The 13,998-nt window shown below is 67.6% G+C and carries 12 protein-coding genes and 2 pseudogenes; 9 read left to right on the top strand and 5 right to left on the bottom strand.

What is annotated here, in order from left to right; all coding sequences use genetic code 11:
- Positions 1–19: 19 nt before the first annotated feature.
- Complete coding sequence (locus ACZ5CZ_RS16180; protein WP_468943193.1) at positions 20–1,231, bottom strand: MFS transporter; 1,212 nt, start codon at positions 1,229–1,231, stop codon at positions 20–22.
- A gap of 217 nt (positions 1,232–1,448) precedes the next feature.
- Here ACZ5CZ_RS16180 and ACZ5CZ_RS16175 point away from each other — a divergent pair, with 217 nt between their 5' ends.
- The gene (locus ACZ5CZ_RS16175; RefSeq protein WP_468943190.1) at positions 1,449–2,870 is read left to right on the top strand and encodes a non-reducing end alpha-L-arabinofuranosidase family hydrolase; all 1,422 of its coding nucleotides are present in this window, start codon (positions 1,449–1,451) and stop codon (positions 2,868–2,870) included.
- Positions 2,871–2,921: 51 nt separating this feature from the next.
- Here ACZ5CZ_RS16175 and ACZ5CZ_RS16170 read toward each other — a convergent pair.
- A pseudogene (locus ACZ5CZ_RS16170) lies at positions 2,922–3,277 on the bottom strand (ASCH domain-containing protein).
- A gap of 647 nt (positions 3,278–3,924) precedes the next feature.
- Here ACZ5CZ_RS16170 and ACZ5CZ_RS16165 point away from each other — a divergent pair.
- The 4 genes and pseudogenes from ACZ5CZ_RS16165 (at position 3,925) to ACZ5CZ_RS16150 (ending at position 6,283) form a co-directional block, all read left to right on the top strand.
- Positions 3,925–4,245, top strand: a complete 321-nt coding sequence (locus ACZ5CZ_RS16165) for a PadR family transcriptional regulator (RefSeq protein ID WP_468943188.1) — start codon at positions 3,925–3,927, stop codon at positions 4,243–4,245.
- Positions 4,242–4,481, top strand: a pseudogene (locus ACZ5CZ_RS16160) (zf-HC2 domain-containing protein); the annotation flags it as partial. The gene ACZ5CZ_RS16165 and the pseudogene ACZ5CZ_RS16160, both read left to right, overlap by 4 nt.
- Positions 4,482–5,145: 664 nt before the next feature.
- Positions 5,146–5,625 (top strand): diadenosine tetraphosphate hydrolase, encoded by a 480-nt coding sequence (locus tag ACZ5CZ_RS16155; RefSeq protein ID WP_468943185.1) that lies wholly within the window; start codon positions 5,146–5,148, stop codon positions 5,623–5,625.
- Between the two features lie 172 nt (positions 5,626–5,797).
- Positions 5,798–6,283, top strand: coding sequence for a hypothetical protein (locus tag ACZ5CZ_RS16150; protein ID WP_468943182.1), 486 nt, complete (start codon positions 5,798–5,800; stop codon positions 6,281–6,283).
- A gap of 133 nt (positions 6,284–6,416) precedes the next feature.
- Here ACZ5CZ_RS16150 and ACZ5CZ_RS16145 read toward each other — a convergent pair whose 3' ends face one another.
- From ACZ5CZ_RS16145 to ACZ5CZ_RS16135, 3 genes are all read right to left on the bottom strand, one after another.
- Positions 6,417–8,198 carry a hypothetical protein gene (locus ACZ5CZ_RS16145; protein ID WP_468943181.1) on the bottom strand — a complete coding sequence of 594 codons (1,782 nt, stop codon included), beginning with the start codon at positions 8,196–8,198 and terminating at the stop codon, positions 6,417–6,419.
- A gap of 583 nt (positions 8,199–8,781) precedes the next feature.
- A complete protein-coding gene (locus ACZ5CZ_RS16140; protein ID WP_468943179.1) occupies positions 8,782–9,282 on the bottom strand; it encodes an NUDIX domain-containing protein in 501 nt (166 codons plus the stop codon).
- A gap of 35 nt (positions 9,283–9,317) precedes the next feature.
- Positions 9,318–10,673: a tetratricopeptide repeat protein gene (locus tag ACZ5CZ_RS16135; RefSeq protein WP_468943176.1), complete on the bottom strand. Its 1,356-nt coding sequence runs from the start codon at positions 10,671–10,673 to the stop codon at positions 9,318–9,320.
- Between the two features lie 224 nt (positions 10,674–10,897).
- Here ACZ5CZ_RS16135 and ACZ5CZ_RS16130 point away from each other — a divergent pair, with 224 nt between their 5' ends.
- The 4 genes from ACZ5CZ_RS16130 (at position 10,898) to ACZ5CZ_RS16115 (ending at position 13,948) form a co-directional block, all read left to right on the top strand.
- Complete coding sequence (locus tag ACZ5CZ_RS16130; RefSeq protein ID WP_468943174.1) at positions 10,898–11,650, top strand: hypothetical protein; 753 nt, start codon at positions 10,898–10,900, stop codon at positions 11,648–11,650.
- A gap of 82 nt (positions 11,651–11,732) precedes the next feature.
- On the top strand, positions 11,733–12,644 hold the full coding sequence (locus ACZ5CZ_RS16125; protein WP_468943171.1) for a phosphotransferase family protein: 912 nt from the start codon (positions 11,733–11,735) through the stop codon (positions 12,642–12,644).
- Between the two features lies 1 nt (position 12,645).
- On the top strand, positions 12,646–13,338 hold the full coding sequence (locus ACZ5CZ_RS16120; protein ID WP_468943169.1) for a class I SAM-dependent methyltransferase: 693 nt from the start codon (positions 12,646–12,648) through the stop codon (positions 13,336–13,338).
- 31 nt (positions 13,339–13,369) lie between these two features.
- On the top strand, positions 13,370–13,948 hold the full coding sequence (locus ACZ5CZ_RS16115; protein ID WP_468943166.1) for an HAD domain-containing protein: 579 nt from the start codon (positions 13,370–13,372) through the stop codon (positions 13,946–13,948).
- Positions 13,949–13,998: the final 50 nt, after the last annotated feature.

Raw genomic sequence — 13,998 nt, 5'->3', positions numbered from 1 at the left:
ATCCGGTGAGCGCCGGGGCTCAGGGCCGCCGGGCCCCGGCCGAGCCGCGCTCCCACGCCCACACCGCGAGCCCCAGCGCCAGCACCGCGCCGCCCGCCGCCGGGACCGCGGCCCAGCCTCCGAACCGGTACGCGGTGATGCCGAGCATCGAACCGGCCGCGCCACCGAGGTAGTACGACGTCATGTACACGGAGGCGATCCGGGCCGGGGGCACGTCCGGCAGGCCGTACACCACACTCATGTTCAGCAGGTGGACGCCGTGCACGGCGACGTCCAGCAGCAGGGCCCCGGCCATCAGCCAGACCAGGCTGTGCCCGCCCGGCCACAACGCCGCGAACCCGGCCACGCCCAGCGCGAGCAGCGCCCCGGTGGCCGTCCGCTGCCGACCCCGGTCGGCGAACCGCCCGGTCGCCCGAGCCGCGATCGCGCCCGCCGCGCCCACCAGCGCGAACAGCCCGATCGCGGACGAGCCCCAGCCGTAGGGCGGGCCGGCCAGCACGAACGCCGAGGTCGCCCAGAAGGCGCTGAACGCCGCGAAGCAACAGGCCCCGATCAGGGAACGCCGGCGCAGCACCGGCTCCGAGGCCGCCAGCCGGAGCGTGGCGGCGAGCTGGGCGCCGTAGCCGATCGGCACGTCGGGCGGGGACGACGGAAGCACCCGGACGAGCAGCAGGGCCAGCGCCGCGAGCGTCCCGGCCGCCGCCAGGAACACCGCGCGCCAGCCGAACGCCCCGCCGACCAGCCCGGCCGCCGTGCGGGAGCACAGGATGCCGAGCAGGACCCCGGTGAGCATGGTCCCCATCGCCCGGCCGCGCTCCCCGGCGGGGACGAGGGAGGCGGCGTACGGGATGAGGATCTGTACGACGACCGCGCCGGCGCCCACCAGTACGCCCGCGGCCGTCAGCACCCACAGCCGGGGTGCCGCGCCCGACAGCAGCATCCCGGCGCTGCCCGCGGCCAGCAGGGTTCCGACGAGGCGGCGGCGGGCGACGATGTCGCCGAGCGGCACGATCAGCAGCAGGCCCAGCGTGTAGCCGGCCTGGGTGGCGGTGACCAGCGCTCCGGCCGCGGCCGGGGAGGCGCCGTACGCCTCGGCGATCCGGGGGAGGAGCGGCTGGCAGTAGTAGAGCCCGGCGGCGATCAGTGCGCAGGCGGCGGCCAGCAGGGGGATCAGCTGGCGGGGCGGGGAGGCGGCCGGGGCCGGGGCGGTGATCGTGGTGCGGGCGGTCATGGGAGGAACGCTACGGCGAGGGTGGACCGGTTCCGAGATCCAATACCCCGCGCTGGGAATGATCCAATTCTCCTCCCCCGGGCGAAACTTTCGGATCGTCCGCCGATTTGTGCGAAAGCTATTGACGCCGTTCGCCGCCTCCTCAATCATCCACTCGCTCGAAACTTCGACCTCTGTTCGTCATACCGAACGAACTCCTCACGATTCGAGGTTCCCCATGCTCAGACGAAGGTTCAGCCGCAGGCGCCTGTCCGTGGTGCTCGCCGCCGCGGTTTCGGTCCTTGTTTCGCTGGCGGCGATGCTGGTCGCCATCCCGGCCCAGGCGGCCACCAGTGGTGCCGTGCAAGGGGTCGGTTCCGGCCGGTGTCTCGATGTGCCGAACGCCAGTCAGACGGACGGCGCGCTGCTCCAGATCTGGGACTGCACGGGCGGGACCAACCAGCAGTGGACGCTGACGGACGGCAACCAGCTGACCGTGTACGGCAACAAGTGCCTGGACGTTCCGGGCCACGCCACCACGGCCGGGACCAAGGTGGAGATCTGGTCCTGCAACGGCGGCACGAACCAGCAGTGGCGGGTGAACTCCGACGGCACGATCGTCGGGGTGGAGTCCGGACTGTGCCTGGACGTGTCGGGCGGCGCCACGGCCAACGGCACGGCGGTGCAGCTCTGGTCGTGCACCGGCGCCGCCAACCAGAAGTGGACCGGCCTGTCCGGGGCGTCGGCCACGTGTTCCCTCCCGTCGACCTACCGGTGGTCCTCGACCGGCCCGCTGGCGCAGCCGGCGAACGGGTGGGTCGCGCTGAAGGACTTCACCACCGTGACGTACAACGGCAAGCACCTGGTCTACGCGACCACCTCCGACGGATCGTCGTGGGGCACGATGGGATTCAGCCCCTTCACGAACTGGTCGGACATGGCGACGGCCGGGCAGACCGGGGTGGGTCAGTCCGCGGTGGCGCCCCAGCTGTTCTACTTCGCGCCCAAGAACACCTGGGTGCTGGCGTCACTGGGCTGGGGCACCAGCTGGCCCTTCGTCTACCGCACGTCGAGCGACCCCACCAACCCCAAGGGCTGGTCCGCGCCGCAGCCGCTGTTCACCGGCAGCCTCCCCACCGGCAGCCCGATCGACCCGACACTGATCGCCGACGGCCAGAACATGTACCTGTTCTTCGCCGGTGACAACGGCAGCATCTACCGCGCGAGCATGCCGATCGGCAACTTCCCCAGCAGCTTCGGCTCCTCCTACACGACGGTCATGAGCGACACGGTGAAGAACCTGTTCGAGGCGCCGCAGGTGTACAAGGTGCAGGGCCAGAACCAGTACCTGATGATCGTCGAGGCGCGGGGCGCGAGCGAGCAGCGCTACTTCCGCTCCTTCACGGCCTCCAGCCTGAACGGTTCCTGGACCCCGCAGGCCGCCACCGAGAGCAACCCCTTCGCCGGCAAGGCCAACAGCGGCGCCACCTGGACCAACGACATCAGCCACGGTGACCTGGTCCGCAACAACCCCGACCAGACCATGACCGTCGACCCCTGCAACCTCCAGCTCCTCTACCAGGGCAGAAACCCCAACTCCGACGGCGTCCCCTACACCCAACTGCCGTACCGACCGGGTCTGCTCACCTTGCAGCACTGAGCGGCGCAGCCGACGCTGGAGGGCAGCAGCTGCCCTCCAGCCCAGGCCGCGTCACGCGGCCGTGAGCCGAACCTCGATGGCGAGGGCGCCGAGCGCTTCCTTCTCGGGAGAGTAGATGGCGCGGATGCCGGCGAGCTGCTGCTCGCGGGTGGCGGTCGGGTTGACATTCGCCGGTCCCTCGCCGTCGAGAAGGGCCTCGAAACCGGAGTACTCGCTGACCCGCAGAACCCTCTTTCGCAGGTCTCGTCCGTGCCCTTGACGCGGAAGCGGATGGTGTCGCCGGCGGCGAGGTCTGCGAGGTGCGGGTATTTCACCCGCACCTCGATGGTCTTGGTGCCCGCGGCGACGAGGTCGAAGTACTGGCGGTAGAGGTTGAGCTCGTGCACGCGGGCGGTGGTGTCGGTCATGGCTCGAGGACGCTCCTGGTGTCCGGTGCGGTCAACATGCGGCCGATCTCGGCGGCCGAGTACGAGCGGAAGAAGTGGCGGGGGTCGGACAGCAACGTATCGGTCAGGGCGAGCAGTTGCTGGGCGTACTCGGCGATGGTGCCGGGCCACCGCCGGGTGGCAGCGGGCCGCCGCCTCCTACCGGGCGTGGGCGGACCAGCACGAGGTGCCCTTCGACGCGACGATTCAGCGGGCTCGGGCGATCCTCGTGGATCACATGGCCCGGCACGGGTCCTTCGAGGTCACCTGCCTGGATGGCATCCTCGTCTACCGCCTGTGAGGGCCGGCCCGGCCGTCGGCGGACAGGCAAGGGGCCCGCCTGGTGGTACCGGGCGGGCCCCTTTCGGGAGGGAAGGGCTCAGGCCTTCTTGGTCTCCTAGTAATGGGCCGGGTCGGTGACCTGCGGGGATCTTCCCTGCGGGTCGCTGACCTGGCCTTTTGGCGATTGGTGGCGATGGGGTGCGACGGTCTTGAGCGGGTGTCTTGCGGACTGGGTGCGGACTGTGACACCAGAACGCTTGGCTTTGAAGGCACTCTCGGCCTTCCATGGGGCGACCCAGTTGATATACGTTTGTTGCTCGTACTCGATACATGGTTCACTTGGAGACATGTCCAACATCAGGCTCACCAAGTCGACCATGGCGGTCCTGGGGGTGCTCCTCGATGCGAAGCCCAACGCGCCAGCGTGGGGTCTGAGTATCTGTCGTGATGCCGATCTCGGCCCCGGCACCGTCTATCCCATTCTTGACCGCCTTCTGGAGCGTGGCTGGCTCAGCTGTTGGGATGAGACGGAAGCTCATCCTGGGCGTCCGGCACGACGGTTCTACGAGTTCACGGGGACTGGTCGTGCCCAGGCGCTTGAAGCGCTGGAGGCGCGTAATGCACGCCGTGCCCGGTTCGGTTTCCGGCCTGCGGGCGGTGCAGCATGACGGAGCATGATCAGGACCGTACGCCTGGACTGGGGGCAGAGCACCTCGGAGAGCGTATGGCCTCCTTGGTGAATGGCGAGCTTGGCCACGGTGTACGTGAACGCGTACTTGCGCACCTCGCGACTTGTGCGAGGTGCAAGGCCGAGGCTGACGCGCAGCGACGTCTCAAGGCGGCTTTCGATGACGTGTCGCAGGAGCCGACCCCGAGCTTCCTCGAACGCCTCCAGAGCCTCCCGAACGTGGCGGCCCTTATCGACGATTTCAACGTGACGTTCGTTCGCGAGCAGCAGCGCCGGGAGCCACGAGCGGAGCGGTTGGCCTCCCTGGCAGCCATAATTGCAGGGGATCGGCGTGGCATGCGCACAGCATGGCTGGCTGATCTCGACGGTGACCCTGCTGCCGGCGTCTCTCTCACCACCTGGCAGCAACGACGGTACGCGTTGGGAGTGCTCGTTGCCGCTGTTCGGTGCCGTCTTCGTGACGGTCTTGGACGTTTGTGGCGTCCTGTCGACTGGACGTTGGAGACGAGGAACCGTCGGGAGACATTTATCGGCGTGCCACCTGCACTGCTGGTGGTCTACATCGCCGAGCACGATGGAGTGCACACCCTTTTGACTGAGGGGTGGGGCTGGGTTGGTGGCTGCGGCGCGGCGGCGTTCGCTTTTGTCCGCTGGCTCCAGCGTCTTCGGGGGATCGAGTTGGCCGACAGCTCTCCGTCCAGCGGAGACTAGGCTGAACTGCCACTTCAACATAGCGCAGCTTCAGTTATCGCTGTCCAATGATGGCGATTCTTGAAATCGGCCGGGGCCGCTCGTCGCCTCACTTGGTTGGTGCTTGAAGCGAGTGAGGACGGTGGGGAGCGAGGAGCACGTCTTGATCTCTCATGGGTAGGCTCGGTCCATGAGCGGTGACTGGCGGACGGACCGGATCGGGGCTGCTCTGCGGGGCGAGAACCCGACCGTGTTGCGGCGACTTGCGTCCGGCTTCGCGGCGATCGGCGACGTTCAGTTCCTGCCCGGGTACTCGCTTCTCCTCGCGGACGAGCTGGGTGTTCAGCGGCTATCTGACCTGCCGAAGGCCAAGCGGCTGTCGTTTCTGTCCGACATGGACCAGCTGGGAGAAGCGGTTGAGCGGGCCTGTCGCCGGCTGGACACCGGCTTCCGCCGGGTCAATTTGGAGATCCTCGGCAACACGGACCCGTTCCTTCATGCCCACGTCTGGCCGCGGTTCGAGTGGGAGCCGGCCGAGCTGGTGGGCAAGCCAGTGTGGCTGTATCCGGGTGACCGCTGGAGTGACGAGCGATTCAGGCTCGGCTCCCAGCACGATGTGCTGCGTGATGCGATCGGCAGCGAACTGGACCGGCTGGGCTCGATGGCCTGATGGTCTGGGCCCGCCGACCGTCAGGTCGGCGGGCCCGGTGATCAATCACGGTCAGTGGACGTCAGGGAGCCCGTCGCAGCGGGACGATGTCGGGGATGGCGGTGGGGACGGAGGGGCGGGCAGCTAAGGAAATCGGGCTGCGTCTCGATGGGCTGCCGGGCAGCATGGCGGAGTGTCTGATCTGCTGTGGGCTGACGTTGCGTACTTCTTCGACCCTGACCTGATGGGTGCGCTGCCCGACGCACGTGTCCCGGATGCCTCAGTCGAGGACTGGCAGGCACTCCTTGACCTTGTCGCTGAACGCGGCTGGAAGTACCAGTACTCCGAGGGCGAGACCGTGCTGCCAGTGCCCCCAGCGCAGACAGTGCTCTCCCGTCCAACCGACGCCGAGTGCCCCGAGCTACGGGTCTGGCCGTCGACCGATGTACTGGCGATCTTCCGTTTCCATGCAGCCGAGGAGATCGACTTCGATGTGGACCTGCGAGAGCTTCAGGGCCAGGAGCGACTCGATGTCTTCTGCCGTTTCCTTCGCGACATCGGTCGACGGCTGGACAAGCCGGTACTGATGGATCCAGAGGGCGATTACGGCCATCCAGTGCTCGGATTCGATGTTGAAGCCGATCGCGTCGTACTTCTGGCTGAACCGCCGGCTATGTGAACGCCTGCCGCACTAGGTCCGGGAGGCTGCAGCCACGCAGGCAGCGGTCCGCTACCTGGGGAAGTAGAACGAGCAGGTCTGGCGAACGCCTGAGCATAGGGTGGGGAGATTCAGATATCGCCATCAAGGGGGGCTAGCGATTAGGAGCCTTGTAGTTTTGCCACCATGTTGGGCCTGCGGCAGGCGCGGTGCCCCAGGTCGTCAGTTGGGTTAGCTCTGCTGTTGCATCGCTGTTTTGCCCCAGACGTGTGTGTCGAATCGCCCCAGACAGTGCCCACGCCAGGTCATCGTCTGTGGCGAGCACAGCAAGTTCGCGTAGTTCGCGCAATCGCGCGACAGCTGTCGCAGGCGTTGCTTGCAGAGCATTGGCGGCCTGCCCGGCCATCCATCTACGCACAAAGCTGGTGGGTAGCCAAGGAGTACCGTCGTACGTCCAGCGAAGCTGGGCGCGAAGGAAAGCCAGCTGGTGTGCGTCGGTATCCTCCGTTGTTTCCGAGAGCGCACGCCACGGGGCGATGGGCCCGGCAAGGATGTGGATACCACTGTCCTGATGCGCGGTAAAGACCAGTTCTTCCAAGTCTCCCGGCAGGGTCGGCTGGAGCATAGCGATCAGCATCGGCAAGGGCGTCTCGGAGCCTGTCCGGGCTTCGACCTGCCACTGCTTGTCATTGGCCATGATGATGACATCGTGGCAGTTCATCGTCTCCAGGACGGCTGTGGTCATCTGCTCGGCAGTCAAACCAAGGCTGTGCCACAGGCCGTCGAGTCCGAAGCTGGTGAACCCGAGCTCGCCCAGTGCCTGGAGCAGCGCCAACTGGCAGGCCAAGACGCTCTCGTACCCCTGGAAAACCCCATCGAGTACATCGGCCCACGCCACCTTGCGGGTCTTGGACTTGCGCTCGATCACGGCGAAGTCTTCTTCGTAGTGAACCAGGGCATGAGCGCGACCGGTGCGCAGGTCGCTGTCCAAGCCGTTGATGAGTCCTTGCAGGGCTGGTTCCTGTTGGGCGGTGTTCACCAGGTCAGTGGCGTTCTTGTGCCGCAGGTTCTCGTACGCGGCCGACTTTCGGCCGCAGGCTAGTAGTAGGACGGTCGCAATGACTTGCCCCGGTCCCTCGACCAGGGCGGCAGCCATACCAAGCAGCGCGCGGCCGGCCTGCCGAGAGTGGACCGCGTTGTCCATCGCGTGCGCAGCTTCCATGGAGCCGTCGAACAGCTCCCAGACGGCCCGCTTGAAGTCCTCCTCGAACAAAGGCGTCGCGGCTAGCGTCCGCAAGACTGTCGGGCTGGACCGGAATACTTCGTAGGCGCGATGCAGCACCTCGTGGAACTGGTCGGGGTCGAATAGGCTGCGGGCCTGCAGGTCGTGCACGGCGAACAGAATCCCGGAGCCGGGCACCCCGCGCGAAGATACCAACTGCATAAGCGCGTCACGGCCAGCGGTGTCCAGGGCCAGCAGGTCCGAAGCCTGGTACGCCTCCAGCGCCCGCGCCAACAGACAATCTTGAATTTGTGCGATGTCGCGCTGTTTGGTCATCACGCTGATGGTGTTTGCGATGACCGCTGCTTGATCGGCTAGTGCTGCGGTGCGGTCCAGGTGCTTTTGCGCGGTGCTGGCCAGATTCTGGGCCTGCAGGGGAGAAGCCGCGAGCAGCGCTGCAAGGTAGGCATCGACCACGGCGTCCAACTCGCCTGCCAGCGCACGCAGGTGCTTGACAAGCGCCCGCAGAGGACGCCTTCCATCAGCGCCGTCAACTATGGCACGCAACTTGACGTACTCGGACACCGCGCGCTCAAGATCCTCAGGGCCCTGGACGTTACCTTCAGCCGTGGCTGTCGCGGCTTCGAAGAAGATACCCATCCACTCGCTCAGGCTGCGGAAGACATCGGCATGCAAGAACTCGGTGGCGTCCATTTGTCGCGAGGACACCAGGGGGACCGGCTGTGACAGAACCGTCCGCGCCCGCGCGGCGGCCTGCCGACGCGCGAGACTGGCCGTGTCTACCTCCCACGGCTCGGGTCGCCTACCGCAGTCGGGACACTCGACGCCCCGAATGCGGTTGACACCGCACCTTGAGCAGGTGATCTGGGAAAAGGCCAGCTTGAAGGTGTGCACGGTCATGGGCTACGTCATCTCAATCGTTCCAGCACAGAGCGTCTACCTTGGTCGCGGCTGTGGGGCCGTACCAGAATGATCCCCTCTTAGCCTTGACTAGAGCACGTGGATTTCATGATTCGAGCCTGACCTGGGAGTGGCGTTGGTGTCTCCTTCGGTTTCGCGGATCAGCACTCGAATCCGTGCATGCACGCGCCCGCGCAATAACGGCGTTCGGTTGATCACCCACCCTGGTCTTCCGACAGCGAGGGCAACGAAGACAAAGCAGCCAGCAGCCAGTATCGCTATGACGTCACGACGGTTGCCAGGGCCGACACGATCGCATAGAAGTGGAGGAGGAACTTCAACGCCGGTCCTTTCAGCCCATGAGGGTGTCTGCGCTCTATTGCCATCCGTCGAGGGAGACTTCCGGACCACCCACGAGGTAGCGGTGGAGGGCACTGGCGGTGGTGTCCACGAACTCCGCGGGGATGGCGTCGGCATCGACCCAGCAGACCTGGGAGTGTTTGCGTGGTTCGCGGTTTTCGGGTTCGCCGGTCCATTCGTGGGCGGTGAAGACGACGGTGAGGAAGCCGTTGGGGGCTTCGACGCCCCAGGCGCCGTGGATGATGTGGGCGACCTTCAGGGACTCCGGCTTCACGGTCAGGCCGGTCTCCTCGTACAGCTCGCGTACGGCGGTCTCCGTGATGGGCTCGCCGGGCTCGCTCTTGCCGACGGGGAGGTCCCACATGCCCTGGGCGAACTTGGCGTTCTGGCTGCGCTGGAGGAGGACCACGCGGTTGGTGGCCTTGTCGTGGACGATGACGGCGGCGACCAACAGGGTCATGGATTCGAGGGCGGGCGGCAGGGCTTTGGGCTGGTCGTCGGTTGTCCGCTGAGCCACGGCGTGTGTCCCTTCGTCGGCCGGTTGGTGGCAGCTTAGGCCAGTGCTTCGCGTGCGCGGCGGGCGAGTTCGGCGGCTCCGGGCACTTTGCGGCGCTGGTAGACGGAGAGGGTGGAGCGGAGCGAGGTGATCGCTTTGCGGGTGCGGTCGGACGTCATGCCCTCCATCAAGGTCAGGGCCTGTGACCAGGCGGCGACGGCTTCGTCGGCTCGGGCCTGGGCAGCGAGGCTGTCGCCGAGATCGGCGTGTGTGAGGGCGTGGACGCGCTTGTACTTCTCGGGGTCCCAGCGCACCAGGGCATCGCGGTGCTGTTGTTCGGTGCCGACGTGGTCGGCGAGGTCGGTCAGAGTGCGGGCGGTGTGGCTGGCGACGGCGCCGGCGGCCGGGCCGCTGACGCGGGAGTAGCTGGGCTGGGGCCCGTCGTCGCGCAGGAGGGCGTCTTCGGCGGCGAGCAGAGCACGGGCCGCTGCGGGCTTCGCTCCGACGGCGGCGTAGGCGCGGGCGTGGGTGATGTGCAGTAGCGCCTCGGTCTGGCCGTCGACGTGGCCCAGGCCGCGGGTCAGGGCGCCTTCGACGAGGTCGACGCAGTGGTGGGGCTGCTTGAGGCTCAGTGCCTGATGGGCGAGGGCGCGCATCATCCAGGCGGCGTGGCCGCGTGGGTCGGCTTCGCAGGCGAGCTGGTAGCCGACCTGGTAGTAGCGCTGGGCGGCGCCTTCCTGACCGAGGTCGTGGTGCTTCCACCCGGCGAGGTACGCGAGTTCGGCGACGGCACCGAAGGCCGCTTGCCGTAGCGCTTCATTCGGGAATCGGCCGCGGAGCATGGGAGCGGCGGTGTCGGCGAGGTAGGCCGTGACCGTCGTCAGGCCGTGGCCGCCACCGAGGCGTTCATCAGCCGCGCTGAAAGCCGCGGTGATCTGCCTTACGACGTCCACGTCCTCCATCCCGACCAGGGAGCGGCCGGTGCGGGCCCGCAGCATGCGGGCGGTGGCCTCGTGGTCGTAGAAGAGCGGCATGGCCACCCCGGCCGTAGTGAAGGCAGCCACGGCAAGGAAGCGGCGGCGTTCGACGTCGGCACGGCCCAGATCGGTGGCGGCCAGAACAGGATCGGGCTCCTGCGCCACCATAGTTTCGGGTGCTCGAAGGCCAATCTCGACCAGAGTGATGGGGCGGCCTGTCCGGCGGGACAGCGCCTCAGCGAGGTACTGGCCGGTCCGTCCGGTGGGCTGGCGTGTGCCGTTCGCCCAGTGGGAGATGGCCGACTTGTTGGTCTGGAGGACCTCGCCGTTCTCGGCCGCGATGCGCCGGATGTCCTTCGCCAGAGCCTCGTACGTGCAGCCGATCGCCTCGATGACATCACGCAGGCGGGAGTTGGGACCTCTCGGCGCTGCCACGATCGCCTCCGCTCCGGAGCTGTAAACCGCGTATACCGCTTCAACTGCCTCTCACCGTACCCACTGTGCGTGACGGAGGGTTCACTAATCATCAGCCGCCCGGCCCCGGTCCAACACCGTGACCAGGCTCCCCCTTCGGCCGGGCGGCCCCCGAAGTTCCGTACGCCTACACCGGGTTCGGGCATTCCTGTGCCCGAACCCGGCCGATCAGAGACGGAGACACGGTGACCATCATCGACACCAAGGCCGCCATCACGGTCGTACTGCCCGAGGCGTTCGACGAGCGTTGGAGCCGTTTGCCCGGCATCCAGGTCGACGGCCGGCGCATCACCATCGACCCGGCCGCGTACTTCTTCCGCTTCGAGTCCAACACCTGGCTCGTCGCCGACTGGGAGCTGGTCAAGTCCCAGCTCCTGGACGTGGAGGAGACGACCGAGAGTACGGTCGAGCAACTCGCGCTGGACTTCATCAAGACCCACGCCGCCTCCACCTCGGATGCCGCCCGGGTGCTGTCCACCGCCTACGAGGTGTACGCCTACCTGTTCCGCGACGAGCACCTCGCCAACCTCGGCCTGCCGCAGATCACCGCCGAGCACCTGCGGATGCTGCGCGAGGCAGCCACGCTGATGGCACTCAACAAGGTGGAGCTGGACGGGCACATCTCCAACGTCGGCCCGTGCTGGTTCTTCCCCGCCGCCACCTCCGTCGTCTTCGACCTGGACGACGAGATGGGCGGGACGCTCGACGAGGTCTACCACGGCGGCTGGTTCAACGAGCACCGCCGCATCGAGTCCATCAAGGCCCACGCCGCCCTCGGCGGTCGCCTCGTGCACGGCTGCCAGTCTGTGCCGGACCAGTCCGGCGGCGTCGTCGCGCCCTACGGTGCGTCGATGACCGCCTTCCGCGACGACCTCGCTGCCTTCAAGTCCGGCTGGATCGAGCAGGTCTACGCCCACCGCGTGAGCCCTGCCGGGTAGCACCACACCGCACACCAGGCTCCGGGGCGGGCCGGCCCCTCTCGCCCGCCCCGGACGCCCTCAACTTCCCTGGAGCCCCCACGTGACCGCGAACCCCAGCGCCGAACTTCTCGACAACCTGCTCACCATGGCCGGACGGACCGGCGCCGTGCGCGAGGAGGTGCGCGTGTGGTCCATGTCCGGTGTCGAGCGCCTGACCTTCCCCGACGCCAGCACCGCGATCTTCAAGTACGCGAAGCGGCCCTTCGATGGCGAGGACCAAGCCCTCCGTCTGGCACATACGCTCAGCGTCCCCGTCCCGCAGGTCCGCGCCTCCGCCGTCCTGGAAGGCTGGCTCGGCATGCTCATGGAAGACCTGGGCCCCGCCGTCCGCGACGCCGACGACCTCGACGGCACCGCCGCGGCCGTGATCCTGCACGGCACCCGTACGGCTGCAGCCCTGCCCCTCCTCGACCAGGCCCGCCTCCGCACACTGCCGAACCGGGCCCTGGAACACCTCGCCCGGCTCCGCAAGGCCGAGCGCTGGCAGGACGCGGACGACATCGAGGACGCGCTCGACCGGATCGCCCAGGCCGCCGAGGCCCGTTCGGCCGGTACGACGGTGGCGCCGTTCGGCTGGGTGCACTCCGAGTTCCACCCCACCAGCCTCCACATTGGTCAACACGGCTGGCGGCTGCTGGACTTTGCCCGTGCCTTCACCGGCCCGGGCCTGCTCGACCTGGCCAGTTGGCACGGCACCCTCGACGCCCCTGACCCCGTACGCCTGCGGGTCTTCCTGGAGCAGTACGTCACCGCCGGCGGCACCCCCGATGCCCTCACCCGACGCGGCGGACTGACCGCCGAGAACTGGGCTTTGGGCTGGCACCGGATGTGGGCCATCGAGTGGTTCATGGAGCAGTCCGTCCGCTGGATCAACGACCCGGCCACCGACCCCGCTTACATCAAAGCCGTACGCCGTCATCTCACCGACGTCCTCCACCTCCTGGAGGTCTGACGTGCTCGCCCAGGCGTCCCCCTGGTACGTCCACGCCTTTCAGCGCACCACGGCCAGCCCCGCCGAGCCGCTGTCGGTACCCGCCCGGATGGAATGGACAACGCGGCCCGGCAGCGGCCCCGGCGCCGAGATTCTCGGCTCGGACCTGCGCCGCAAGCGGCTGCTGGAACTCGGCTGCGGCCCCGGCCACAACGCCGCCCACCTCGCCACCCGCTACGGCGCCCACGTCACCGGCGTCGACCTGGTTGGCCTGCAAGTCCGCCGAGCCCGTTCCCACTACGGTCGGCTCAACAACCTGACCTTCGTCGCCGGTCACGCCCTGCACTACCTGCAAGCCTCCGACGAACACTTCGATGCCATCTACTCCGTCTTCGGAGCCATCGGCCTGGTAGCCCCCGAGCTTCTGCTCCCGGCCATTGCCCACCGCCTCAAACCCGGGCGCACCCTCGCCTTCTCCGTCCCCCACCCCAAGCGCGGCGGCTTGCGACCCACCGCCGACGACCGACCCCGCCGGGACTACGTCACCCTTCCTGACCGCACCCGACTGCCCATCGCCCGCTGGGATTTCGATGCCGACCGCTGGGAGAAGCACCTCGACCGTGCCGGCCTCTGGCTCACCTCGGCCCAGGAGTTCCACGATGCCCGCCGCGGTCTCTGGCCCACCACGTTGCTGATCACCGCGCGCAAGCTCTGACCCTCACTCCGCCGTCTCTTGGGAGAAACCGATGCGCCCGCCCTACCTGCTCCTCGACGTCGACGGCGTCCTCATCCCCTTCCCGGACGCCGACGGGACCAGTCCGGCCACCCACGACCGCTACGACGTCGTTCCCACCGGCCGTAGCGCCGACGATCCGGTCACCGTCTGGCTCAGCCCGAGCCATGGCCCCTTGCTCATGGACGTGATACGGACCGGCCTGGTCACCTCGGTCTGGTGCACCAGCTGGCGCCAGGACGCCACCACACTGATCGGGCCGCTCCTCGGCCTCCCGTTTCTGCCATACGTCGACCTCCCGCGTCCGCAGATCACCACCAGCCACCCCAACGGCTACCTCTGGAAACGAGACCATGTCGATGTCTGGCTGGGCGACATGCCTGTTGCTTGGGTCGACGATGACTTCACCGCCCGCGACCATGCCTGGGCAGCAGAGCGCACGGCGCGGGGCATGGCGACTTTCTTGGTCCAGCCTGATCCTCACATCGGGTTGTTGGCCGAGCACCTGGCTGAAGTCATGGAATGGGTTGGCCGCTTGTCCGTCGTGCCGGCCAGCGAATCCGCTACTGCTCCTGGAGCCGAAGCAGCCTGATGTGATCACAGAGCAGGACGTCAACACCGTCCGAGAGCCAACTGCTTGAT

Source organism: Streptomyces sp. NPDC031418 (assembly GCF_055581605.1).
Note: the sequence above shows the minus strand (reverse complement) of the source record. Positions and strands in the feature narration are given on the sequence as shown.

Bases quoted from the DNA above. Each gene is read 5' to 3' on its own strand.
- ACZ5CZ_RS16180 (WP_468943193.1), bottom strand. From the start codon at position 1,231: ATGACCGCCCGCACCACGATCACCGCCCCGGCCCCGGCCGCCTCCCCG.
- ACZ5CZ_RS16175 (WP_468943190.1), top strand. From the start codon at position 1,449: ATGCTCAGACGAAGGTTCAGCCGCAGGCGCCTGTCCGTGGTGCTCGCC.
- ACZ5CZ_RS16165 (WP_468943188.1), top strand. From the start codon at position 3,925: ATGTCCAACATCAGGCTCACCAAGTCGACCATGGCGGTCCTGGGGGTG.
- ACZ5CZ_RS16155 (WP_468943185.1), top strand. From the start codon at position 5,146: ATGAGCGGTGACTGGCGGACGGACCGGATCGGGGCTGCTCTGCGGGGC.
- ACZ5CZ_RS16145 (WP_468943181.1), bottom strand. From the start codon at position 8,198: ATGGACGCCACCGAGTTCTTGCATGCCGATGTCTTCCGCAGCCTGAGC.
- ACZ5CZ_RS16115 (WP_468943166.1), top strand. From the start codon at position 13,370: ATGCGCCCGCCCTACCTGCTCCTCGACGTCGACGGCGTCCTCATCCCC.